The organism is Streptomyces pimonensis (genome assembly GCF_041380215.1).
GTDB lineage: Bacteria > Actinomycetota > Actinomycetes > Streptomycetales > Streptomycetaceae > Streptomyces > Streptomyces pimonensis.
This window is the reverse complement of record NZ_JAHWZY010000022.1, coordinates 22,564-46,589: the sequence shown is the minus strand read 5'-3', so window position 1 is coordinate 46,589 and position 24,026 is coordinate 22,564. Positions and strand designations below refer to the sequence as shown.

The following is a 24,026-nucleotide window of genomic DNA, read 5'->3' as shown; positions in this document are numbered from 1 at the left end:
AGAAGTGACGAAACGCTTCCTCCCTTGCGGGGGGCGGACTGGGGGATTTCCTCTCGGCGGGGAGGGGGTGCCAGGGGTGTACGGGGGTTTACCGCCTTGTTTTCACGCTTGCGTGCGAATGACGATGTTCGGGGTGGTTCGCCGGCGATCCCCTGGGCAACCCTGATCCCGCGACGTCGTGCACAGCGCCGGGGTGGGGGGACGACTTCCCCGGTGGCAGCCTTGGTTCACACGCACACGGCCATGAGCCGGTGCGTCCTTGTTCTGGAGGGAACACAACATGGCAAGCACCCGTACCGCCCGCCTCGTCGCCGCTGTCTCCGCCCTTCCGCTCGCGGCCGCCCTCTTCACCGGCGTCGCGGCGGCGGACAGCGGCGCCCTGGCGGACGACGGATCGAACGCGACGGCCACCAGTTCCGAGGTCGACGCCCTCGGCACCGGCGTCGGCGGCGACAACTTCGGCAACTCGGCCACCTCGCAGCAGCAGGCCACCGGACCCGGCGCCACGAACCAGAACAACACCGCCCAGGTCAACGGCTCCGCCTTCACGGCCGTCAACCAGGGCAACGACAACGTGGCTGTCAGCTTCAGCCCGCTGTGGTGAGGCCGGCGTCCTGACCGTGCGGGGGTGCTTCGTGGGGTGCGGGGCGTCCGGGGCGGTGGTGCTTCGGCACCGCCCCGGACGGTCCGGGGCGCGGACACCCGGGGGTCCGGAGGCCCGGGGTCCTCTCAGGGGCCGACCCGCAGTCCCCCTCATCCGCTCGTCCACCTTCAGGAGGTGGAGCGGGCCCCACCCCTACAACCTGAGGGGGACTCGCCTTCGGGACCTGCGGGCGATCCGTCGGACCGGCCCCGCTCATAGCGTTGAGTCATGACCACACCCGTCTGCACCAGCGCTTCGAAAGCCGCCACTCCAGCGACAGCGGCGCAGACCCTCCCGTACTCGTCGTTCTCGTCGTACATGAGGGCTCGCCAGCCGGTGCTCCTGCGTGCCGCCCGGTCGCTGACCGGCAATCCGAGCGACGCGGAGGACCTGCTGCAGACCGCGCTCACCAAGACGTACGTCGCCTGGGAGCGCATCGAGGACCACCGGGCGCTCGACGGGTACGTGCGCCGGGCGCTGCTGAACACACGCACCTCGCAGTGGCGCAAGCGCAAGGTCGACGAGTTCGTCTGCGACGAGCTGCCCGAGCCCGACCCGGTGCCCGGCGGCGACGACCCGGCCGAGCGGCAGGCGCTGCGCGACGCGATGTGGCGGGCGATCATGCGGCTGCCCGCGCGGCAGCGGGTGATGGTCGTGCTGCGCTACTACGAGGACCTCAGCGAGGTCCAGACGGCCGAGGTGCTCGGCGTCTCGGTGGGCACGGTGAAGTCGGCCGTGTCGAGGGCGCTCGGCAAGCTCCGCGAGGACGCCGAACTGGAGCTCGTCCGCAGCTGAGACGCGCCGGTCCTCCGGCACGGAGTGATCGATCATTCACTCCCCTAGTGACATACCGCGCGGTATGTGCGCAGAATCAACGCAACCCGTACCACCGCGCAGGCAATGTCGCCTAGGAGGACGCCGTGCTGAGCACCATGCAGGACGTACCGCTGCTGATCTCGAGGATCCTGGCCCACGGGTCGACGATCCACGGCACCTCGCAGGTGACCACCTGGACCGGCGAGGGCGAACCGCACCGCCGTTCCTACGCGGAGATCGGCGCCCGGGCGGCCCAGCTGGCCCACGCCCTGCGCGACGACCTCGGCGTCACCGGCGACGACCGGGTCGCCACCCTCATGTGGAACAACGCCGAGCACGTCGAGGCGTACTTCGCGATCCCCTGCATGGGCGCCGTCCTCCACACCCTGAACCTCCGTCTCCCGGCCGAGCAGCTCGCGTGGATCGTCAACCACGCCGCGGACCGGGTGGTCATCGTCAACGGTTCGCTGATCCCCCTGCTCGCCCCGCTGCTGCCGCACCTGAAGACGGTCGAGCACGTCGTCGTCTCCGGACCCGGCGACCGTTCCGCGCTGGCGGACGCCGCCGCGCGGGTGCACGAGTACGAGGACCTGCTCGCCGGACAGCCCGTCGCCTACGACTGGCCGGAGCTGGACGAGCGCGCCGCCGCCGCCATGTGCTACACCTCCGGCACCACCGGCGACCCCAAGGGCGTGGTCTACAGCCACCGTTCGATCTACCTGCACTCCATGCAGGTCAACATGGCCCAGTCGATGGGCCTGACCGACCAGGACACCTCGCTGGTGGTGGTACCGCAGTTCCACGTCAACGCCTGGGGCCTGCCGCACGCCACCTTCATGACCGGCGTCAACATGCTGATGCCGGACCGCTTCCTGCAGCCCGCCCCGCTCGCCGAGATGATCGAGGGCGAGAGGCCGGACCACGCCGCCGCCGTCCCCACCATCTGGCAGGGACTGCTCGCCGAGCTGACCGCCAGGCCCCGGGACGTCTCCTCCCTCACCCAGGTCACCATCGGCGGCTCCGCCTGCCCGCCCTCCCTGATGGAGGCGTTCGACAAGCTGGGCATGCGGGTCTGCCACGCCTGGGGCATGACGGAGACCTCCCCGCTCGGCACCATCGCCCGCCCGCCGGCCCACGCCGTGGGCACCGAGGAGGAGTTCGCCTACCGGCTGACCCAGGGCCGCTTCCCGGCCGGCGTGGAGGCCCGCCTCACCGGCCCCGGCGGCGAACGCCTCCCCTGGGACGGCGAGTCCGCCGGTGAGCTGGAGGTCCGCGGCAACTGGATCGCCGGCGCCTACTACAACGGACCCGAAGCGGAGCTCCTGCGCCCGGCCGACAAGTTCAGCGAGGACGGCTGGCTGAAGACGGGCGACGTCGGGACGATCTCCCCCGACGGCTTCCTCACCCTCACCGACCGGGCCAAGGACGTCATCAAGTCCGGCGGCGAGTGGATCTCCTCGGTCGAGCTGGAGAACGCGCTGATGGCCCACCCGGACGTCGCCGAGGCCGCCGTCGTCGCCGTCCCGGACGACAAATGGGGCGAGCGCCCGCTGGCCACGGTCGTCCTCAAGGAGGGCTCCACCGCCGACTTCATCACCCTGCGCGCCTTCCTCCAGGAGGAGGGGAAGATCGCCAAGTGGCAGCTCCCGGAACGCTGGACGGTGATCGCGTCGGTGCCGAAGACCAGCGTCGGAAAGTTCGACAAGAAGGTGCTGCGCAGGCAGTACGCCGAGGGCGAGCTGGACGTCACCCGGCTCTGACAACCGGCGTGCGCCGGATGCGCCGGACGGTGGGCGGGCCTCACCGCACGCCGTCCGGCGGTGTGCGGATCCGACGCCGGGTGCGCGGACGGCGAGCGTCCCGGTCGTACCGGTCGTACGGCGGTGGCGGTCGTCAGCGCCGTATCGCTGTGCTCCCCCAGCCCAGCGCCAGCCAGGCCGCCGCCACCGCCGACACCCCGCCCCAGCCGAAGTGGGTGAAGGCGGCGCCCGCGAGGGCCGAGGCGGTGGCGCCGCCGGCGAAGCCGGAGACGACGTAGGCGGTGTTGGCGACGGCCGGGCTGGAGGTGGTGGTCAGGGCGAGGGTCTGGTTGGCGACGTGGGAGGCGACCAGGGCCGCGTGGATCGTGACCGCGGCGACGGACAGCGCCCAGACGGCCTGCCCGCCCAGCCGGAACAGCGGCACGGAGACGGCCGCGAGCAGATACGCCCCCCGCACGATCCGGGCGGCGCCGAAGCGGTCGACCAGCCCGCCCGCCAGCGGCGCCACCGCGCTCGCCGCGAGCCCGAAGAGGCCGAACAGTCCGGCGGCGGCGGTGGACAGACCGTAGGCCGGGCCCGTCAGCAACAGGGCGAGCGAGGTCCACAGCGCGCTCCACGCGCCGAACATCCCCGCCTGGCGCACCGACGCGCGCCACAGGTCGGGCGAGCGGCGCAGCACTCCGGGCAGCGCGGCGAGGCCGCCGAACGGCGAGCCGTCGCGGCGCCGCCCGGACGGCAGGACGAGGGCGGTGACGACGCCCAGGGCGAGCGTGAGGACGGCCGCGCCCGCGAACACCCACCGCCAGCCGAAGGCCTGCCCGGCGAGGCCGCCGAGGACCCGGGCGGCGACGATGCCGGTGAACAGGCCGGCGATCACGGCGGCGACGTGACGGGCGCGGCGGGCGGCGGGAGCGCGTTCCGCGACCAGCGGGACGAGCAGCTGCGGTACGACGGTCCCGGCCGAGGCGACGAACACGGCGACCGCCAGTGCGCCGGTGCCCGGGGCGACGGCGCTGGCGACCAGGGCGGCGGTGGTGACCAGGGTGAGGACGGTGACCAGTCGGCGCCGGTCGGCGGTGTCGCCGAGCGGGGCGAAGAAGAGCAGCCCGACGGCGTATCCGAGCTGGGCGACCGAAGCGATCCAGGCCACGGCCGACGGCGTGGAACCGAAGTCGCGGGCGATCAGGGAGAGCAGGGGCGCGGCGAGGTAGATGTTGGCGGCCGTGACCGCGGTGCAGACGGCGATGAGTATGAGGAACGCCCCGGAGCCGCGGGACGGCCCCGGGGCGGTCCCCTGGCCCCGGCCGGGAGCGGCGAGCGGTGGCCTGCGGGCCCGCAGGCCGGTGGTGACGCTGGGCACTGAGGACATGAGTGGGGCATCCCTTCGAGTCCGCTTCAACAACCAACTGGTTGGTTGGATGACGGGGGGAACAGTCTGCGTCCGTGCTGGATTCCCTGTCAACCAAACGGTTGGTTACAAGTGGCGTTACCCTGTCCCCATGGCAGTAAGGGACCCCGAGGCCACCAAGGCCCGGATCTTCGAGGCGGCGGTCACCGAGTTCGCCCGCCACGGCATCGCCGGCGCCCGCATCGACCGCATCGCGGCCGAGGCGAAGGCCAACAAGCAGTTGATCTACGCCTACTTCGGCAACAAGGCGGAGCTGTTCGCGATCGTCCTCGAGCGGAAGATGCTGGACCTCGCCGAGTCCGTCCCCATCGACCCGGACGACGTCGAGAGCTGGGTCGACCGGCTGATGGACTACCACGCCGCCCACCCCGAACTGCTGCGCCTGCTCTTCTGGGAGGGCCTGGAGTACGGCACCGGCGCGCTGCCCCACGAGGGCGAACGCCAGGAGCACTACGTCCGCAAGGTCGCCCTGCTCCGGGACGGCCAGGAGCGCGGAGTCATCACCGACGCCATCCCGGCCGGCGACCTGCTGTTCCTGCTGACCGCGCTGGCCAACTGGACCGCCGTCGTCCCGCAGATGCGCCGCATCCTGGTCGGCGAGGAGACCGACGACCGCGCCCGGCTGCGCGCGTCCGTGAAGGAGGCGGCCCGCCGCCTGGTCGCCCGCTGACGGCGGCGCGGGTCAGTTGGTCCCGATCCGCGACAGCAGGTCGACGATCCCTTCCTGCACCTCTTCGCTGGTGGACCGCTCCGCCAGGAACAGCACCGTCTCGCCGGAGGCCAGCCGCGGCAGGTCCGCCTGGTCGACGGCGGCCGTGTAGACGACGAGCGGGGTGCGGTTGAGCTGCCCGTTCGCCCGCAGCCAGTCGACGATCCCGGCGGCCCCGGCCTGGCGCCGGTGGATCTGCATCAGGTCCATCACCACCAGGTTCGGCCGGAACTGCCCTGCCAGCGCCACCGCGTCGGTGTCGCTCGCGGCCCGCGCGACCTGCATCCCGCGCCGCTCCAGTGCCCCGGTCAACGCCAGCGCGATCTCCGCGTGCTCCTCGATCAGCAGCACGCGCGGGGGGTGCTGATCGCTGTCGCGCGGCGCGAGCGCCTTCAGCAGTACGGCGGGGTCGGCGCCGTACGCGGCGTCGCGCGAGGCCTGCCCGAGCCCGGCCGTGACCAGCACCGGCACCTCGGCGGCCACCGCCGCCTGCCGCAGCGACTGCAGGGCCGTACGGGTGATCGGCCCGGTCAGCGGGTCCACGAACAGCGCGGCGGGGAACGCCGCGATCTGTGCGTCGACCTCTTCGCGCGAGTGCACGATCACCGGCCGGTAGCCGCGGTCGCTCAGCGCCTGCTGCGTGGTGACGTCCGGCGCGGGCCACACCAGCAGCCGACGCGGGTTGTCCAGCGGCTCCGGCGGCAATTCGTCGTCCATCGGCTGCGGACGCGGCGGGTCCGCCACCTCGACGGCCCCGCCCGGACCGTCCAGCGGCTCGGGCCCCTCGGCGGCGTCCGCGTCGGGCGCCCCTATGGCGTACGACCGTCCAGTGCCCTCGGTCGCCGGCGCGAGCCGGGACTGCGTCGGCGCGTGCGCATGGGCGGGTACGGGCTCGGTCGGCGGGTGGGGGCGCGCGTTCTGCTCCTTGCCCGCGGCCGGGTCGGGGCGCGTGCCGAGCTTGCGGCGCCGGCCGGATCCGCCCGGCTGGTGCGGGGGAGGTGTGGCCGACGGCAACGGCTGCACTTGGGCGGCCTGCCGGTTGAACGGCACGCCCTGCCCCAGCGTCCGTACGCTGATCGCCCGCCCCTGCGTGGAGTTCGGATCGACCGGTACCGCGGCCTCCGCGGGCAACGGCTGAGCGGCCCGCTGCACCGGCGCGTCCTCGGGCGGCAGCGGGGTACCGGCGGCGGGCGTCGGCTGCGCCGGGCTCGAGGCCGTACCTGCACCGGCGGCGTCACCGGCGGCGGGCCACTGCTGCGGGGCGGGGGCGCCTTCGGGCGAGGCCTCGGCGGGAAGCGGCTGCGCGGCGGGAAGCGGCTGCGCTGCCGCAGTCTGTGCGGGTGCGGGTGCGGGTGCGGGTGTGCTGTGTGCCGGGGGTGCGGTGTTCTGCGGGGGGACGGGGGCGCCTTGTGGGGGGACCGCAGCGCCGTGTGCGGGTACGGGAACCCCTTGCGGGGGGACGGCTGCAGTCTGTGCGGGCGCGGGCGCGTCTTGCGGTGTGACAGGGGTCCCTTGCGGTGTGACAGGGGTCCCTTGCGGGGGGACGGGGGCGCCTTGTGGGGGGACCGCAGCGCCGTGTGCGGGTACGGGAACCCCTTGTGAGGGGACGGCCGTGCCTTGAGCGGGCGCGGGCGCGGGCGCGGGTGTGCTGTGTGCCGGGGGTGCGGTGTTCTGCGGGGGGACGGGGGCGCCTTGTGGGGGGACCGCAGCGCCGTGTGCGGGTACGGGAACCCCTTGCGGGGGGACGGCCGTGCCTTGAGCGGGTGCGGGTGCGGGTGCGGGTGCGGGTGCGGGTGCGGGTGTGCTGGGTGCCGGGGGTGCGGTGTTCTGCGGGGGGACGGGGGCGCCTTGCGGGGGGACCGCAGCGCCGTGTGCGGGTACGGGAACTCCTTGCGGGGGGACGGCTGCAGTCTGTGCGGGTACGGGGGTCCCCTGCGGTGCGGTGGAAGCGCCCTGCGGCGGAACCGGAGTCCCCTGCGCAGGCGCCGCTCCCCACGGTGCCGAAGTCCCTGGAGCCTGGGCGGCCGCCGCCTGCGCGGCCGGAGCGGAAACCTCGGCGGGGGCACCGTCGGCCTCCGACGGCTGGGCGACGGCCCGCCGCCGGCGGCCCGTCGGCGCGCTGGTGGGATGCGGCTGCGGCGGAGTGTGGTCGTCGGTCTGGTCGAGTGGAGCGGCGTCATGGCGGCCGTTGTCGACCCCGGCCCCCCCGACGACCCCGGCCTGTCCAGCCGCCCCGGCCTGTGCGGTCTGGCCGGCCTGCTGCTCCTGGTCCGCCTCGGCCGGTGGCAGGGCGAACACCGTGCGGGGCGCGGCCTCCTGCGCCGCCGCCCGCTCGGTGGCGGCGGCCAGCGCCCGCCGACGCCGTCCCGTCGGCTGCGACTGGCCCGAAGCCTGGGCCGGAACGTGTACCGCGACCCCGGCCTGGGGCGCGCCGGCCGTGCCGTCCCCGCCGGACGGCGCGGGCAGCGCCGGCGGCAACGCGTGCTGTTCGCCCTCCTCGCCGGACCCGTGCCGGGCACGACGCCCGGACGGCGTCGGCACCCCCTGCGGCGGTACGGTCCCGCCCAGCCCCGTGTTCGACGCGGCGGCCCCCGCCGCGTGCTCGGCGGCGGTGACGACGGCGCCCTCGGACACCCCGGCCGCCCCGGCGAGCTCGACCTCGGCACCCGTTCCGGCCGGCGTGCCCTCGGCCGGCCGACCGCGCCGCCGCCCGGTACCGCTGGACGCCGCCTGCGCCGCCGGCTCCGGGAGCTGCGCCGGCTCCGGAAGCTGTGCCTGCGCGGGCTCGTCGTCGGCGGCGGCCCGGCGCCTGCGCCGGCCGGTGGGCGCGGACTCCGCACCGGAGCCGTCGTCCGTGCCCGGCACCTCGCTCCCCAGGAAGGCGTCCACGGACACACGCCGAGCCCGGCGCCGCCCGCCATCGGGGGCCGGATCGGCGGGGGCGGTCTCCTCGGCCGGAACCGCCGTGTCCGTGACGGCCGCCACGGATCCCGCCCCACCCCCGATGGGCACCTCGAGGACGAACGCGCTGCCGCTCGTCCCGGGCACCTCGTGGGTCTGCAGCACACCGCCGTGCGCCCGGACGATCCCGCGCACGATCGGCTCGTGCACCGGGTCGCCGCCGCCGTACGGTCCGCGCACCTCGATGCGGACGACCTCGCCGCGCTGCGCCGCCGCGACCACGACCGTGTTGTCCAGGTAACCGCCGGCCGCCACGGGCGTGTTGCCGGTCGCGTCGACGCCCGCGACGTCCGCGACGAGGTGTGCGAGGGCGGTCGCGAGCAGCCGCGGGTCGACCTCGGCCTCGATGGGCGGCGCGTGCACGGCGAACTGCACCCGCCCGGGGCCGACGAGCTCCACGGCGCCGTCGATCCCGGCGCCGACGACGGCGTCGAGCATCACCTTCGTACGGGCGACCTGCTCGCTCCCGGCGTCGAGCCGCTGGTAGCCGAGGACGTTGTCGATGAGGGTGGTGATCCGGGCGTAGCCGGCCGACAGGTGGTGGAGCACCTGGTTGGCCTCGGGCCACAGCTGCCCGGCGTCGTCGGCGGCCAGCGCGGACAGCTCGCGGCGCAGTTCGTCCAGCGGGCCCCGCAGGGACCGCCCGAGCAGGGTGAGCAGCTGGTCGTGCCGTGCGGCGAGGGCCTCGTAGCGGTCCTTCTCCCGCTCGCCGAGCGCGGCGTACCGCTCCTCGTTCGCGGCGAGTTCCTCCGCGTGCTGCTCGCGCAGCTCCTCCAGCTCGGTGACGTGGCCCTGGCGCAGGGCGGTGAGTTCGGAGGCGTGTTCCTCGGCGAGTCGCTCCAGCTCCTCGGCGTGCTCCCGCTCGGCCTTCTCCTTCTCCTCGACGAGCGCGTCGTAGGGGCGGCGGTCGAGGAACGTCATGACGGCGCCGACGAGCTGGTCGCCGTCGCGCACCGGCGCGGTCGTCAGGTCGACCGGCAGCTGGTCGCCGTTCTTGGCGTACAGCACCTGGCCGCGTACCCGGTGCTTGCGCCCGGAGCGCAGGGTGTCGGCGAGCGGGGACTCGTCGTACGGGAAGGGGGAGCCGTCGGCGCGCGAGTGCAGGACGAGCGTGTGCAGTTCGCGTCCGCCGAGTTCGCCGGCCCGGTAGCCCAGTATCTGGGCGGCGGCCGGGTTGACGAGGACGATCCGCCCGTCGGTGTCGGTCCCGACGACGCCCTCGGAGGCGGCGCGCAGGATCATCTCGGTCTGCCGCTGCGAACGCGCGAGCTCGGCCTCGGTGTCGACGGTGCCGGAGAGGTCGCGGACGACGAGCATCAGCAGCTCGTCGCCGGTGTAACCGTAACTGTCGTACGCCTGCTGGCCGTTCTCCAGATTCGCACTGGTGACCTCGACCGGGAACTCGGTCCCGTCGGTCCGCCGGGCGACCATCCGTGTCGGCTTGGTGCGCGCCCGGGGATCGATGTGGTCGGGCCGCCGCATGGACCCCGGGATGAGCCTGGAGTCGAACTGCGGCAGCAGGTCCAGCAGTCCCCGCCCCACCAGCGCCGTGCCCGGGGTCTCGAAGGCCTCCAGGGCGATGGCGTTGGCGTTGACGACCGTTCCGTTGGCGTTGACCAGCACCAGGGCGTCCGGAAGCGCGTCCAGTATGGCTGCGAGGCGAGCAGTGCCTCGGGATGGCCTGCTGCTCACGAGACGCTTCCTCCCTGTTACCGCGACGTGCCGACCGCTCGGGCCATCTTGCCAACCTGCCCGCAGCGTGTCACGCGAGGGAGTCTAAGGGCTGCGATTGCGCTCGCGACGCCGGACGGGACGGACATCGCACCGGGAAGTGACGGCGGTGTGACGTCCGGTACGTCCGGAACCCGTGACTGCCTGCGCCGACGCGCCGTGAACCTTCGCGGGACCTTTACGCCCCCTGTGCCCCGACTCGCCGTCGCGCGCCCCCCGTCGCTCCCGGTCGCCCTCACGCGCGCCCCGCGGCGCGCACGTCGGGCAGCAGCGGCACCAGCCGGTCCCAGCGGTCGATCTCGCATCCGTTCGTACGGGTGTAGGTCGCGTCGACGGGACGGCCGGCCCAGGTGCCGGTGACGCGGGCGGTGGCGGGCCCGCCGTACTGCAGGGTGCAGACGGCGTCCCGCGGCGCCGGGGCGAAGGCGTCCCGCCCCCATCGGGTGTTCCGCTCGACGGCCGCGCAGGCCCCGGCGGGGTCGGGGTGACTGCCGCCGTCGGGCCGGCACCGCACCTCGTACGTCCCGTCCGTCCCGCCGCCCGCGTCGCGCACGGTGACGGTGAGGCGGTCACCGGGCGGAGGCGCGTCCTGTGCGTACGCCGCCGGGGGCGCGGCGGACAGCGAGCTGAGCGCGGCGGCGGAGACGGCGGCGCCGACGACGAGCCGCCGCAGCACGGAGCGGGCGGGGACGGGAGCCTGGGGGGCGACCTTCGGCATGATCTTGAACATGACCTTCGACATGACCTGACCAACGCGCCACCGCGCGGAACGTTGTGCCACGCCGACGCCGACGCCGACGCCGACGCCGACGCCGCGACGGGAAGTGCTTTGCCCTGCGGGCTCCCCGCCTAGTACCGTGGGTGGCGATTGGTGACACCCCACGTGGATGTGTCATCATCGGCACGCACCGAGTCCGCTCGCGCTCACGCGCGGAAGGTTCTGTGCATGGAGGCGTCGCCTAGTCCGGTCTATGGCGCCGCACTGCTAATGCGGTTTGGGTTTTAAAGCCCATCGAGGGTTCAAATCCCTCCGCCTCCGCCTCATCACGAAGCCCCGGCCCCTGCGGCCGGGGCTTCGTCGTTGTCGTCTCGCCGATCCCACGTTTTCGCAGGTCACAAGGGGTGAGCCAAACGGATTTCACATGGCGGCGGCAGTCATGTAATGTTCTTCCTGTCGCCGCGAGCGGGCCGAAAGGGCCGGGAAGCGGTGAGAAAACTGAAGAGACAGGCACTCGTAGCTTAACGGATAGAGCATCTGACTACGGATCAGAAGGTTGCAGGTTCGAATCCTGCCGAGTGCACAGCAGACCAGAGGCCCTGTGGAACAGTCCACAGGGCCTCTGGCTTTTTGCCTTGACGGCAGTGTCCGACGGCAACCGCGTCCGGGAGCGGATCAGGGGTGTCCGGTGGACCCTGGCACGGCGGCCCCGATCCACCGACGCCCTCTGGCTAGAATCCCTGCTCATGGACACCAGGGGCGGGGATCCCTCACATCAAGACACGGGGCGCGGTACGGCCGTGGAGTTCGTCTACCGGCCGACGGCCGCGGACTTCGAGGAGGCGCTCCGTGCGCGAGCTCGTCGGTCACCGGCGGGCCGGGCCCAGGCGCTCATGGCGCCGCTGATGGCGGTCATCATCGTGGTCGTCCTCGGGGTTCTCCTCGATGTCATGCTGCCTGTGTGGATTGTCTGGCTGGTGCTCTCCTCGGTCATCGCGTCCTGGGGCACTGTGCGAGGGCTGCGCACCATGGCCCGCCGGATGTTCAGCATGGTGGAGCCGTACGGGCAGTGCCGCATGGTGGCCGACGACCGCAGTGCGGTCACCACCGGCGAGCGGGCGTCCTTCAGCATGGACTGGACGGTGTTCCGGGAGTATCTGGAGACGCCTGGACTGTTCGTGCTTCTTGGCGGTGACCGCGCGGCCGGAGTCGCGCTGCTTCCCAAGCGAGGCGCTCAGGACCCTGCGGACGTGGACCGGCTCCGGGCGATCCTGGACCGGAACCTGAAGCGGCTGTAGGACGACGTCTCGTTCGGGGTGTTGGGCAGTCTGCCTCGTGTGGTGATGGTTGAGCGCATGGTGCCGGACGAGTCGTGGGAGCTGTTCCAGCGGGTGGTGCCGCCTGCTCCGTCGCGGACGTAGGGCGGTGGTCGGCACCGGTACGGGGATCGTGAGGTGCTGGCCGCGATCTTTTTCGTTGCCACGACGGGCTGCATGCGGACCAGGGTTACGACTGCGACCACCCGCGCCGATGGCTGAGCAAGCGAGGCATCCGGCACCACATCGCCCGCAAGGGCATCGAGTCCTCCGCCCGGCCGGGCCGGCACCGCTGGACGATGAGGGTCCGCCGTCCCCGGTCCTGTCCGGGTGGACCGTGATGAGATGGTGCCGTGAGCCGTGCTGCTGAAGAGACCAATCGCCGTATGCTCCGAGCGCGTGACGTGATGGACCGTGACTACGCGCAGCCTCTGGACGTCCCCGCCCTGGCCCGCGTCGCACACGTGTCACAGGCCCACTTCACGCGTACCTTCCGGGCCACGTTCGGTGAGACACCGCACCGCTACCTGCAGCGTCGCCGCGTGGAACGGGCGATGTTCCTGCTACGGGAGACCGACCGCAGCGTGACGGACATCAGCTTCGAGGTCGGCTTCACCAGCCCGGGCACCTTCAGCCGGACGTTCCGCGACATCGTCGGCCGGTCGCCGCGGACGTACCGCAAGGAAGCGGTTGCCGCGGGCGTGCCGACGTGCTTCACGATGGCGTGGACTCGACCGCATGCCTGACGGTACGACAGAACGTCTTGTCCACTGAGCAGTTCTGGATAAGTTCTCGTCCTGGCTGATCGCTAGTGTCAGTGTCATGTTCAACGCCATCACGCAGTCGCAGATATACGTCCTCGACCAGGACGAGGCCATCGACTTCTACGTCGGCAAGCTCGGCCTGGAGATCACCGCAGACGTCGACATGGGTTTCATGCGCTGGCTGACCGTCGGCGTACCGGGCCACCCCGAGCGGCAGATTCTTCTGGAGAAGCCGGGGGCGCCGGCGATGTCGGAGGAGACGGCGGAGCAAGTGCGCGAGCTGGTGACCAAGGGAGCCATGGGCGGCTGGCTCATCCTCACCACGGACGACTGCCGCAAGACCTACGAGACGCTGCTCGAGAAGGAGGTGGAGTTCACCGAGGAGCCCACCGAGCGCCCGTACGGGATCGACTGCGGCCTGCGTGACCCCTTCGGCAACCGCATCCGCTTCACCCAGCCGAAGGCCTGAAACGTTCCGGTGCTTCGACATCCACGAACGGTCACACCTCGGGCGGCGCACGGCACAGAAGTACAGCAACCGCGGTGACCTGTAGCAGACCACAGTGAGACCCATTGGCTGCCGGGAGGCCTGCATGACCGGTGCGGAACCATCCACATAGAGCTGCGGATCGGAAGGTTGCAGGTTCGAGTCCTGCCGAGTGCACAGTGATCCGAAGGCCCCTTGGAGTGATCCACGGGGCCTTCGGTGTTCGTCGTGACGGCGACGCGCCGGTCGGCTCAGGCCGCGGCGGACGGAACCGGCGGATCGGCCGACGTCCGCCCGGGGCCCGGGGATCGAACCCCGCTCCATCAGATGTGATGTACATCACGGTCCTGCGCGATGTGGGGGAGCCGACCCGGAGGGCGGGGGTTTCCGTGGCGGCGGAGCACGGTGCGGAGGCGGCTGGTCGGGGAGGTGGCCGCCGCAGCGAGGAGGGCGAAGCTGTGGAGGGTCCGCGGGACGGCCACCGGACGGGCCGCCCGCCCGTGCGGGGCGATGTCGCCGCAACCGGTGGCCGCGAGGGCGACCAGCGTGAAGTGCAGGGTGTCGAGGTCGACGAGCTCGCCGGGGGCCGGGGGCGGTCCGCGGTGCGAGAGGAGCCCGGACGGGTCGTCGTACCCGCGGTGCGCGGTGGCGCGCAGGACGTGCGTCCCGTGGGAGTGGGGCGGACTGGCGGCTGAGCCGCGGGCGTTGTCAGCGGTACCCCCTAGTCTCCTCGGAGATGGCACAGGCATGGAGGTGCTCGGGGCTGCGGTGGTCGGCGGACGGTCCCGTGCTGGTGTGGGAGGGCGGCCGGCGCTCCGCCCTGACCCGGGGGAAGCGGGTGGCCTTCGGGATCGGGGAAGGGGGAGGGCGGACATGCGTGGGGGCGCGGGGGAACGCGTGTCCGCTCGGGGCGGCGGTCCCGGGGCGGAGCACGGGGGCGCGCTGCGAGGAGTGCGCCCGGCTGGACCGGGCGCACTCGGTGGCCGCCGACACCCTCGCGGACGATCCGCGGCCCTACCGCGTCTACCTGGCGTGGTTCGGGCCCGGGATGGCCAAGGTCGGGATCACCGCCGTGCGGCGCGGGCCGGCGCGGTTGCTGGAGCAGGGAGCGGTCTGCTTCAGATGGCTGGGGACCGGGCCGCTGATGGCGGCGCGGCGCGCCGAGGAGCTGCTGCGTGCCGCGCTCCGCGTGCCCGACCGGATCCCCTACGCCGACAAGCGGGCGGTGCGGGCGGCCCTCCCGGCGGGGGAAGGGGACCGGGCGGCCGAGATCGCCGGACTGCACGCGCGGGCGGTCGCCCTGGACGGATGGCCGGAGTCGCTCGCCCGTGAGCCGTTCCGGCCGGTCGACCACGTCGGGGTGTTCGGGCTGTCGGGGGTGCCGACCGCCGTGGGGGAGGTGAGCGAGCTGGTCGCCGGGGGCGCGGTGAGCGGGGAGCTGGCGGCCGCCGCCGGTCCCGATCTGCATCTGGCGACGCAGAGGGGGATCGTGGTGCTGGACACCCGGCTGCTGACCGGATGGGGACTGCTCCCGGCCGGCGGGCGGGGGTTCGCGGTGCCGGTCAGGGCGGTCAGGGAGCGGGCGGCGGCGCAGGACGGACTGTTCTGACCCGGGGCCGCGCCCGTGGACCCGGGGCGCGGTCCCGGGTGATCGCGGGCGGCATGACCGCGCACCCCGGTATCCGCGCCCCGGCATCCGCGCCGAGGCCGGCGACGTACGGCGCTTCCGGGAAGGGCTCGGGCTGCCCGGACTCGTCGACGTGCCCCCGCACTTCATGCCGGAGCGGGTGCCGCGCCGGGTGCGGGCCCGCTTCGACGCGCGGACCGCTGACCGGCGGCGTCGAGCGGCCGGTCGCCCACCGGAAGGGGGAGGACGAACGGGCCGCGCCGCTCCGCGGGTCCGGCCCGCCCGGCTGAGCGGAGTCCGCGGGTTTCTCAGGCAAAACACAGGTTCCCGAAAGGGCGCTCTCAGAGGCCCCGGACACCGTGTGCGGTATGACCACGATCTCGCCCCAGGGGCGCACCGAACTGCTGAGGCCGGACGGGAGCCCCGTCCGCGTGCTTGTGGTGGACGACGAGCAGTCGATCACCGAGCTGCTGTCCATGGCCCTGCGGTACGAGGGCTGGCAGATCCGCAGCGCGGGGGACGGCCAGGGCGCCCTCCGCACCGCACGCGAGTTCCGGCCCGACGCCGTCGTGCTGGACATGATGCTGCCGGACATGGACGGGCTGGCCATCCTCGGCCGGCTGCGCCGCGAGCTGCCGGACGTGCCCGTGCTGTTCCTCACCGCCAAGGACGCCGTCGAGGACCGCATCGCCGGGCTGACCGCCGGCGGGGACGACTACGTCACCAAGCCGTTCAGCCTGGAGGAGGTCGTCGCCCGGCTGCGCGGACTGATCCGTCGCTCCGGCGCGGCCGACCGCCGCTCCGAGTCGATGCTGGTCGTCGGCGACCTCACCCTCGACGAGGACAGCCACGAGGTCACCCGCGGCGGTGACAGCATCCACCTGACCGCCACCGAGTTCGAGCTGCTGCGCTTCCTCATGCGCAATCCGCGGCGCGTGCTCAGCAAGGCCCAGATCCTCGACCGGGTCTGGTCGTACGACTTCGGCGGGCAGGCGAACGTCGTCGAGCTGTACATCTCGTACCTGCGCAGGAAGATCGACGCGGGCCGGGAGCCGATGATCCACACCCGGCGCGGCGCCGGCTACATGATCAAGCCCGCCGTCTCGTGAGCGGACGACGACGGCCGCGTCCGCGGCGGCGGGCGCGCACCCCGCGCACCCTGCGGACGCGGCTCGTCGTCGCGTCCGTGGTGCTGATCGCGGTGGTCTGTGCGGTGATCGGCGCGGTGACCACGGTGGCGCTGCGGTCCCATCTGTACGAGCAGCTCGACGGTCAGGTGGGCGAGGCGGCCAAGCGCGCGGCGGGCGGCCCCGGGAACGGCGAGCCGCCTCCTCAGATGCCGAGGGGCGAGGATCCCCTCGAATTCGTCACCAAGGGCCCGCAGCGCATCGGCACCATCGGCGTGGCCATCCAGGGCGGCCAGGTCACCGACGGGATCGTCAGCAAGGACAAGACGGAGAACGGCGTCCCGACGTCCGAGGCGACGCAGCTCACCGACGCCCAGCTCGCGGCCGTCGCCGGCGTTCCGCGCGACTCCCGCCGGCACACCGTGTACCTCCCGGGCCTGGGCGAGTACCGGGTGCAGTACGCGAGCGGCCGGAACGGCGAGTTCTACGTCGCGCTGCCGACCGACGACACCGACGACACGATCAGGACCCTCATCCTGGTCGAGGTCAGCGTCACCGGCGCCGGACTGATCGCCGCCGGGATCGCCGGGTACGTCCTGGTCGGCGTCGCCACCCGCCCCCTCCGCAAGGTCGCCGCCACCGCCACCCGCGTCTCCGAACTGCCGCTGCACACCGGCGAGGTGCACCTCAAGGAGCGCGTGCCCGCGTCCGAGTGCGACCCGCACAGCGAGGTCGGCCGGGTCGGCGCCGCCCTCAACCGGATGCTCGACCACGTCCACGGGGCACTGCACGCCCGGCAGGAGAGCGAGACCCGGGTACGGCAGTTCGTGGCGGACGCCAGCCACGAACTGCGCACACCGCTGGCCTCCATCCGGGGCTACGCCGAACTCACCCGGCGCGGCCGGGAACAGGTCGGCCCCGACACCCGGCACGCGCTCAGGCGGATCGAGTCCGAGGCGAGCCGGATGACCCTGCTCGTCGAGGACCTGCTGCTGCTCGCCCGGCTCGACGCGGGCCGGCCCCTGCAGTTCGAGGAGACCGATCTCGTCCCGCTCGTCGTGGACACCATCAGTGACGCCCGCGCCGCCGGCCAGGACCACGTCTGGCGGCTCGAACTGCCCGACGAGCCCGCGCCGGTGTGCGCCGACGCCGCCCGGCTCCAGCAGGTCCTCGTCAACCTGCTCGGCAACGCACGCAACCACACCCCGCCGGGCACCACCGTCACCGCCCGGGTGCGCCGCAACGGGCCCTGGCTCTGCGTCGACGTGGTCGACGACGGTCCGGGGATCCCGCCCGCGCTGCTCCCGCGCGTCTTCGAACGGTTCGCGCGCGGCGACTCGGCACGTACCCGTGCCACCGGCTCGACCGGTCTGGGCCTGGCCATCGTGCAGGCCGTGGCGACCGCGCACGGCGGTGCCGTGACCGTCGACAGCGTGCCGGGACACACCGCGTTCACACTCCATCTACCTGCTGTCGAAACTCAGTTGGCGCCCGAGCCGTACTCACAGCCACAGCACAGTCCCACCACATGGGCACGACAGGGCGCCTGAGCAGAGTCGGTTCCATGCGAACCGATTCTTCTCCCGGCACCCTGCCGGCGCGGGAGCACCTCCCGGCCGCCGGAGCGGGCACGCCGGTCCTGGACGTCGTGATCCCCGTCTACAACGAGGAGAAGGACCTCAAGCCGTGCGTCCGCAGACTGCACGAGCACCTGACCCGCACCTTCCCCTACGCCTTCCGCATCACGATCGCCGACAACGCCTCCACGGACAGCACCCCGCACGTGTCCGGCCGGCTGGCGGAACGGTTTCCGGAGGTGCGGTCGGTGCGCCTGGAGCAGAAGGGACGCGGCCGGGCGCTGCGGACCGTCTGGTCCGCCTCGGACGCCCCCGTCCTCGCCTACATGGACGTGGACCTGTCCACCGACCTCAACGCGTTGCTCCCGCTGGTCGCCCCGCTGATCTCCGGCCACTCCGACCTCGCCATCGGCTCCCGGCTGAGCCGCAGCTCACGTGTGGTGCGGGGCCCCAAGCGGGAGTTCATCAGCCGTTCGTACAACCTGATCCTGCGCGGCTCGCTGCAGGCCCGCTTCTCCGACGCGCAGTGCGGGTTCAAGGCGATCCGCCGTGACGTGGCCCAGGTGCTGCTGCCCCTGGTGGAGGACAGCGGCTGGTTCTTCGACACCGAGCTGCTGGTCCTCTCCGAGCGCGCGGGCCTGCGCATCCACGAGGTGCCGGTCGACTGGGTCGACGACCCCGACTCCACCGTGCGCATCGTGAGGACGGCGACCGACGACCTCAGGGGCGTCTGGCGGGTCGGCAAGGCCCTGGCCACCGGTTCGCTGCCGCTGGACCGGCTCGCCCGCCCCTTCGGCGACGACCCGCGCGACCGGAACATCGAGGACGTGCCGCAGGGGCTGGCCCGCCAACTGGTCGGCTTCTGCGTCGTCGGCGCCCTGTCCACCCTCTTCTACCTGCTGCTCTACAGCGGCTTCCGCACCTTCACCGGCTCCCAGACCGCCAACGGGCTCGCCCTGCTGGTCTCCGCGGTCGCCAACACCGCCGCCAACCGGCGGCTCACCTTCGGCGTGCGGGGGCGCGGCGGGGCCGTACGGCACCAGGCGCAGGGGCTCGTCGTCTTCGGCATCGGTCTCGTCCTGACCAGCGGCTCGCTCGCCGCGCTGAACGCCGCCACCAGCGAACCCGCCCACTCCACCGAACTGGCGGTCCTCGTCGCGGCCAACCTCGCGGCGACCGTGCTGCGGTTCCTGCTCCTTCGCGCGTGGGTGTTCCCGGACCGCGGCCGGTCCCCCGGGACCGCCGCCCCCGCGCCCGCCTGGCGGGACGGTTCCCCCGCGCCCGCCTGGCGGGACGGTTCCCCCGCGCCCGCCCAGCAGGACGCTTCCCCCGCGCCCGCCTGGCGGGACGGTTCCCCCGCCCCCGCCCGGCAGGACGCTTCCCCCGCCCCCGCCCGGCAGGACGCGACCCTGCCGCTCCAGCCGGTCCGCTCGCCGCTCCCCACCCGCCCGTCCCGGCCTTCCGGCCACGAACCGAGGGACTTCCGATGACCACGCAGTACGACCAGACGGGTCCCCCGGGGGGCCCCGCCACCTCGGGCCCCCCGGAGGGAGCCCGGCACGTGGCCCCCGGTGCGGGCGAACCCCGCGGATCCCTCGCCCGCAGAGCGTGGCGCGGCCGGCCCGAGGACCCCCGCTGGGTACGCCCCGCCCTCCTCGGCCTGCTGCTGGTGACCGGACTGCTCTACCTCTACGACCTGAGCGCCTCCGGGTACGCCAACTCCTTCTACTCGGCGGCCGTCCAGGCGGGCAGCGAGTCCTGGAAGGCGTTCTTCTTCGGCTCGCTGGACGCGGCGAACGCCATCACCGTGGACAAGCCCCCGGCCTCGCTGTGGCCGATGGAGCTGTCGGTCAGGGTCTTCGGCCTGAACTCCTGGGCGATCCTGGTGCCCGAGGTGCTCATGGGCGTCGGCACGGTCGCCGTCGTGTACGCGGCCGTCCGCCGCCGCTTCAGCCCGGCGGCCGGTCTGATCGCGGGTGCGGTCCTCGCGCTCACCCCGGTCGCGGCGCTGATGTTCCGGTTCAACAACCCGGACGCGATGCTGGCGCTGCTGATGTCCGTCGCCTGCTACCTCGTCGTCCGCGCCCTGGAGGACGGCCGTACGAAGTGGCTGGTGTGGGCCGGGGCCGTGATCGGCTTCGCGTTCCTCGCCAAGACCCTCCAGGCCTTCCTGATCCTCCCGGCCCTCGCGCTGGTCCACGGCGTCTGCGCGCCCGTGCGGCTGAGGAAGCGGCTGGGGCAGCTGGCCCTGGCCACCGTCGCACTGGTCGTCTCCGGCGGCTGGTGGGTGGCGGTCGTCGAACTGTGGCCGGCGTCGTCGCGCCCGTACGTCGGCGGTTCGCAGAACAACAGCTTCCTGGAGCTGACCTTCGGCTACAACGGTCTCGGCCGGCTCAACGGCGAGGAGACCGGCAGCGTCGGCGGCGGCGGTACGGGCGGCGGCGGACAGTGGGGCGAGACCGGCTGGGACCGTATGTTCAACTCCGAGATCGGCGGCCAGGTCTCCTGGCTGCTGCCCGCCGCGCTGCTCCTGCTCGTCGCCGGCCTGGTCCTCACCCGGAAGGCCGCGCGGACCGACCTCGCCCGCGCCTCGTTCCTGGTGTGGGGCGGCTCGCTGCTGATGACCATGGTCGTCTTCAGCTACATGGCCGGCATCTTCCACCAGTACTACACGGTGGCCCTCGCTCCCTACCTCGCGGCCGTGGTCGGCATGGGCGCGGCGGCGCTGTGGGAGAAGCGGCGGGAGCTGTGGGCCTCGCCGGCCCTGGCGGCCGCCGTCACGGCCACGGCGGCCTGGGGGTACGTGCTGCTCAACCGCACACCCGACTACCTGCCGTGGCTGAAGTGGCTGGTCCTGGTCGGCGGCCTGGTCGCCGCCCTCGGGCTGGTCTTCGCGGGCAGGGTGGGGCGGCGGGTGGCGCTCGCGGCGGCGGGGCTGGGTCTGGTGGCCGCGCTGGCCGGTCCGACGGCGTACACGCTGAGCACCGTGGAGGAGGGACACACCGGTTCGATCGTCACCGCCGGTCCGGCCGGGGCGAGCAGGGGCGGCGGTCCCGGCGGGGGCGGGCCCGGCGGGCAGAACCCGCAGGGCGGCCAGGGCCGGACCCCGCCCGGCGGGGTCGGCAACGGCGCCCGCGGCTTCCCCGGCGGCCCCACCGGCCAGGGCGGCCAGGGCGCCCCGCAGAACGGAACCGGCGGCAGCGCCGAGGGCGGTATGCCCGGCGGTGGCATGGGCGGTCTGCTCGGCGGCGCGGACGTCGACTCCGAGGCGAAGGAACTGCTGGAGACCGACGCCGGCGACTACACCTGGGTCGCCGCGGCCATCGGGGCCCAGAACGCCGCGAGCTACCAGCTCACCACCGGTGAGCCCGTGATGGCGGTCGGCGGCTTCAACGGAACCGACCCGTCCCCGACGCTCGCCCGATTCAAGGAGTACGTGGCCGAAGGGAGGATCCACTACTTCGTCGCCGGCGGCGGTATGGGCGGCGGCATGGGCGGGGACTCCGGCAGCTCCGGGCAGATCTCCGCCTGGGTGCAGGAGAACTTCGAGGAGGTGACGGCCGGCTCGGCCACCTTCTACGACCTCACACGGAAGGCGACCGACGGCTGACGGCCCCCCGACGAGGGGTGGGGGCGGTGACACCCGTGTCACCGCCCTCACGCGCTTTCCTGCTCCCCCTCTGCCAGCCGCGCCGGGAAACCGCCGGTCGCCACCGGGCCCCAGCGCTCCGGAGTGATCCGGATGATCGACTTGCCCTGCTTGACCATGGCGGCGCGGTACTCGTCCCAGTCCGGGTGCTCGCCGGCGATGTTCCGGTAGTACTCCACCAGCGGCTCCACGGACTCGGGCGAGTCCACCACCTCGGCGGTGCCGTCGATCTGCACCCACGGACCGTTCCACTCGTCGCTGAGGACGATCAGGCTCACCCGGCCGTCCCGCCTGGCGTTGCGGGTCTTGGCACGCTCGGGGTACGTGGAGACCACGATCCGGCCCGAGTCGTCGATCCCGCAGGTCAGCGGTGAGCCCTGGGGGCCGCCGTCGGCCCGCCGGGTCAGCAGGATCGCCCGGTGCCGGGGCCGTACGAAGTCCAGCAGCTCGTCGAGGGAGACACGGGTGTTCGTCGCGATGTCGGGTGCCATGGCGTCAGCCTAGGCCGCCATGGCCTCCGGAAGGTTGTCGTACACGGGGACGTCGCGGCGCAGGCCCGTCAGTTCCAGCACGCGGCCCGCCACGCTGTCCGGGCGGGCCACCACGTACACGCGGGTGGCGGGGCGCAGCAGCCGGCGTACGTCGTTGATGAGGCGGACGCCCTGGGAGTCCATGAACAGGGTCGCGGTGAGGTCGAGGACCAGGACCCGGGGCTGCTGGCCGTCGCCGGTACGCGTCCTGGAGACGATGGTGCCGAGGAGGTCCCCGGCGTTGGAGGAGTCGATCTCCGGGGGGAACCGGAGCAGCGCGTGCGCGGACGCGTCACGCGGCTCGGAGGGGTTCGGCGGGAAGGTCACGGCGCTCACCTGGCAGACGTGTGTCGTCCGGGAATCCGGTAAGGCCGCTTCCTGACCCGTCCGCCCATTGCATCACGCCGGAGGACGCCGGTGGAAGCGGATCGGGGAGGCGATCGGGCCGGGATGTCGATACCGCAGGTCCGGACGTCACCTCATCGCAACCGAACAGATAGAGTTCTGTGCGTCCTTTGCTCGCAGTCGGGAATGTGCTGCGGAGCTCTCCTGCGCATGGCCGTGGTGCCGTGCATGCCGAAGAGGTTCGTGGTGGATACGTCCCAGTTTTCTGATTTGCCCCGTTTCCCGGCCGGGTTGGATCTGGCGGAAGCGCTCACGGAAGCGGCACGTCGTCTGCACGAGACGTCCACCCCGGACAGCACCCTGGAGACCGCGGTCCGTCTTGCGGTCGATCTCGTGCCGGGCGCCGACCACGCGGGCATCTCCGCCGTGGAACGGGACGACCGGCGCTCCACGCTCGCCTGGACCGACGACGTCGTGCGCACCGCCGAGGGGAGCGGCGACCCCGGCTCCGAAGCCGGGCACCGGCCGTACTGGCACCGTCTGTGGACCGCCCCCGTGGCCGTGGTCGAGGACAGCGAGAACGGCGAGGGCGACGGCGCGCTGGCCGGACTCGGCCTGCGGTCCGCGCTGTCGCTGCGGCTGCGGGCCGACCGCCGCCGGCTGACCGTGCTCACCGCCTACGCCCGCAAGCCGCGCGCCTTCGACGAGACCGCGCTGCGGATCGGCCGGCTGTTCACCACCCACGTCGGCATCGCCCTCGACTCCGCCACCGTGCGCGAGCAGCTCACCGAGGCCATGCGCACCCGGGACCTGATCGGCCAGGCCACAGGCATCCTCATGGAACGCATGGACATCGACGCGGCCGGCGCCTTCGACAGCCTGGTGCGGGCCTCGCAGCGGGAGAACGTCAAACTGCGCGACCTCGCCCGCCGCATCGTCGACCCGCACAGCGCCCCCTGACGGGGGGCCTCACACGGCCGGAAGCGACGTCCCCTGGACGGCCTGGACGTCCAGCTCCACCCGGAGGGTGGCGCCGATGGCCGCGACGCCGGCCTGGACGACCTGGTTGTAGTTCATCGCGAAGTCCTCGCGCCGCAGTTCGGCCGTGGCGCGGAAGGCCGCCCGGGTGCCGCCCCAGGGGTCCGCCCCGGTACCGAGGTAGGCCAGGTCCAGGTCGATGGGCCGGACCGCCCCCCGCATGGCCAGCTCGCCGTGGACCGTCCAGCGGTCGGAGCCCGCCCCGGACAGGCCGGTGGACCGGTACGTGATCTCGGGGTACCGCTCGACGTCCAGGAAGTCCGGGGACCGCAGGTGGGTGTCGCGCATCCCGTTGCCGGTGTCGATGGACGCGGCCCGGATCACCGCCTCCACCCGCGACTCGGCGACGTCCGGTGCGATCTCCACCAGGGCCGCGAACTCGGTGAACCGGCCCCGCACGCTGGAGATGCCCAGGTGCTGGGCGACGGCCGCCACGCTCGAATGCGCCGGGTCCACGGTCCACGGGCCCGGCGGCGGCAGCTCGGTGCCGCCCTGCCGGGCCAGCGTCACCGTCCCGACCTCGGCCCGCCCGCTCGCGGTGACGATCGCGCTGGCGGCGGCGGGCGCGTACCCGACCGCGGTGACGATCACGGTGTACGCCCCCGGCGCCAGCGCGGTGGTGTCCCGGACGGCGCCCTCGGGGTCCGCCTCGGCACGCAGCACCTGCGTGCCGGTCCCGTCGGTCACCGTGACGACCGCGTGCGACACGGCCCATCCGTCCCGGGTGCGGATCCTCGCGGTCAGTGACATCCCGTTCTCTCCCTGCAAACACGTACGAAATGGCCGGATGGGACCGGCCCGTGGCGGGGGCGCGTCTCCG

The 24,026-nt window shown here is 73.1% G+C and carries 19 protein-coding genes, 2 tRNA genes and 2 pseudogenes; 17 read left to right on the top strand and 6 right to left on the bottom strand.

Annotated features, from left to right (window positions below; all coding sequences use genetic code 11):
• Positions 1-280: 280 nt before the first annotated feature.
• The 3 genes from KYY02_RS21735 (at position 281) to KYY02_RS21725 (ending at position 3,219) form a co-directional block, all read left to right on the top strand.
• Positions 281-604 (top strand): hypothetical protein, encoded by a 324-nt coding sequence (locus KYY02_RS21735; protein WP_371240340.1) that lies wholly within the window; start codon positions 281-283, stop codon positions 602-604.
• Positions 605-871: 267 nt separating this feature from the next.
• Positions 872-1,438, top strand: coding sequence for a SigE family RNA polymerase sigma factor (locus KYY02_RS21730; protein WP_371240338.1), 567 nt, complete (start codon positions 872-874; stop codon positions 1,436-1,438).
• A 125-nt stretch (positions 1,439-1,563) separates the two neighbouring features.
• Complete coding sequence (locus KYY02_RS21725; protein WP_371240336.1) at positions 1,564-3,219, top strand: long-chain fatty acid--CoA ligase; 1,656 nt, start codon at positions 1,564-1,566, stop codon at positions 3,217-3,219.
• Positions 3,220-3,352: 133 nt separating this feature from the next.
• On the opposite strand, the gene KYY02_RS21720 is transcribed toward KYY02_RS21725, so the two are convergent.
• Positions 3,353-4,588, bottom strand: coding sequence for an MFS transporter (locus tag KYY02_RS21720; protein WP_371240334.1), 1,236 nt, complete (start codon positions 4,586-4,588; stop codon positions 3,353-3,355).
• A 130-nt stretch (positions 4,589-4,718) separates the two neighbouring features.
• Between KYY02_RS21720 and KYY02_RS21715 the strand changes: the two genes are divergently transcribed.
• Positions 4,719-5,297 (top strand): TetR/AcrR family transcriptional regulator, encoded by a 579-nt coding sequence (locus tag KYY02_RS21715; RefSeq protein ID WP_371240332.1) that lies wholly within the window; start codon positions 4,719-4,721, stop codon positions 5,295-5,297.
• A gap of 12 nt (positions 5,298-5,309) precedes the next feature.
• Here the strand turns inward: KYY02_RS21715 and KYY02_RS21710 are convergent, their stop codons facing one another.
• The gene (locus KYY02_RS21710; protein ID WP_371240331.1) at positions 5,310-9,989 is read right to left on the bottom strand and encodes a hybrid sensor histidine kinase/response regulator; all 4,680 of its coding nucleotides are present in this window, start codon (positions 9,987-9,989) and stop codon (positions 5,310-5,312) included.
• 274 nt (positions 9,990-10,263) lie between these two features.
• A complete protein-coding gene (locus tag KYY02_RS21705) occupies positions 10,264-10,746 on the bottom strand; it encodes an SSI family serine proteinase inhibitor (RefSeq protein ID WP_371240449.1) in 483 nt (160 codons plus the stop codon).
• Between the two features lie 230 nt (positions 10,747-10,976).
• Here KYY02_RS21705 and KYY02_RS21700 point away from each other — a divergent pair.
• The 12 genes and pseudogenes from KYY02_RS21700 to KYY02_RS21645 all read left to right on the top strand — a co-directional run bounded on the left by KYY02_RS21700 (position 10,977) and on the right by KYY02_RS21645 (position 21,254).
• Positions 10,977-11,067, top strand: a tRNA-Ser gene (locus tag KYY02_RS21700).
• A gap of 189 nt (positions 11,068-11,256) precedes the next feature.
• A tRNA-Arg gene (locus KYY02_RS21695) sits at positions 11,257-11,329 on the top strand.
• A gap of 163 nt (positions 11,330-11,492) precedes the next feature.
• A complete protein-coding gene (locus KYY02_RS21690; RefSeq protein ID WP_371240330.1) occupies positions 11,493-12,044 on the top strand; it encodes a YcxB family protein in 552 nt (183 codons plus the stop codon).
• Between the two features lie 45 nt (positions 12,045-12,089).
• A pseudogene (locus KYY02_RS21685) lies at positions 12,090-12,239 on the top strand (transposase); the annotation flags it as partial.
• Positions 12,236-12,364 (top strand): annotated as a pseudogene (locus KYY02_RS21680) (transposase family protein); the annotation flags it as partial. The pseudogenes KYY02_RS21685 and KYY02_RS21680, both read left to right, overlap by 4 nt.
• Positions 12,365-12,448: 84 nt before the next feature.
• Entirely contained in the window at positions 12,449-12,808 is a 360-nt protein-coding gene (locus tag KYY02_RS21675; protein WP_371240329.1) for a helix-turn-helix domain-containing protein, read from the top strand.
• 76 nt (positions 12,809-12,884) lie between these two features.
• Positions 12,885-13,295, top strand: a complete 411-nt coding sequence (locus tag KYY02_RS21670) for a VOC family protein (protein ID WP_371240327.1) — start codon at positions 12,885-12,887, stop codon at positions 13,293-13,295.
• Positions 13,296-14,049: 754 nt separating this feature from the next.
• The gene (locus tag KYY02_RS21665; protein ID WP_371240325.1) at positions 14,050-14,922 is read left to right on the top strand and encodes a DUF2797 domain-containing protein; all 873 of its coding nucleotides are present in this window, start codon (positions 14,050-14,052) and stop codon (positions 14,920-14,922) included.
• Between the two features lie 386 nt (positions 14,923-15,308).
• Positions 15,309-16,049 (top strand): response regulator transcription factor, encoded by a 741-nt coding sequence (locus KYY02_RS21660; protein ID WP_371240323.1) that lies wholly within the window; start codon positions 15,309-15,311, stop codon positions 16,047-16,049.
• Positions 16,046-17,617 (top strand): sensor histidine kinase, encoded by a 1,572-nt coding sequence (locus KYY02_RS21655; protein WP_371240321.1) that lies wholly within the window; start codon positions 16,046-16,048, stop codon positions 17,615-17,617. The genes KYY02_RS21660 and KYY02_RS21655 overlap by 4 nt, the downstream gene beginning before the upstream one ends.
• Before the next feature lie 14 nt (positions 17,618-17,631).
• Positions 17,632-19,134 carry a bifunctional glycosyltransferase family 2/GtrA family protein gene (locus tag KYY02_RS21650; RefSeq protein ID WP_371240319.1) on the top strand — a complete coding sequence of 501 codons (1,503 nt, stop codon included), beginning with the start codon at positions 17,632-17,634 and terminating at the stop codon, positions 19,132-19,134.
• Positions 19,131-21,254 (top strand): ArnT family glycosyltransferase, encoded by a 2,124-nt coding sequence (locus KYY02_RS21645; protein ID WP_371240317.1) that lies wholly within the window; start codon positions 19,131-19,133, stop codon positions 21,252-21,254. The genes KYY02_RS21650 and KYY02_RS21645 overlap by 4 nt, the downstream gene beginning before the upstream one ends.
• Before the next feature lie 47 nt (positions 21,255-21,301).
• Here KYY02_RS21645 and KYY02_RS21640 read toward each other — a convergent pair whose 3' ends face one another.
• Positions 21,302-21,784 (bottom strand): PPOX class F420-dependent oxidoreductase, encoded by a 483-nt coding sequence (locus tag KYY02_RS21640; protein ID WP_371240315.1) that lies wholly within the window; start codon positions 21,782-21,784, stop codon positions 21,302-21,304.
• Positions 21,785-21,793: 9 nt separating this feature from the next.
• The gene (locus KYY02_RS21635) at positions 21,794-22,150 is read right to left on the bottom strand and encodes an STAS domain-containing protein (protein ID WP_371240313.1); all 357 of its coding nucleotides are present in this window, start codon (positions 22,148-22,150) and stop codon (positions 21,794-21,796) included.
• Between the two features lie 246 nt (positions 22,151-22,396).
• Here KYY02_RS21635 and KYY02_RS21630 point away from each other — a divergent pair, with 246 nt between their 5' ends.
• Positions 22,397-23,128, top strand: a complete 732-nt coding sequence (locus KYY02_RS21630) for an ANTAR domain-containing protein (RefSeq protein ID WP_371240311.1) — start codon at positions 22,397-22,399, stop codon at positions 23,126-23,128.
• A gap of 9 nt (positions 23,129-23,137) precedes the next feature.
• Here the strand turns inward: KYY02_RS21630 and KYY02_RS21625 are convergent, their stop codons facing one another.
• Entirely contained in the window at positions 23,138-23,956 is an 819-nt protein-coding gene (locus KYY02_RS21625; RefSeq protein ID WP_371240309.1) for a YceI family protein, read from the bottom strand.
• Positions 23,957-24,026 lie beyond the last annotated feature (70 nt).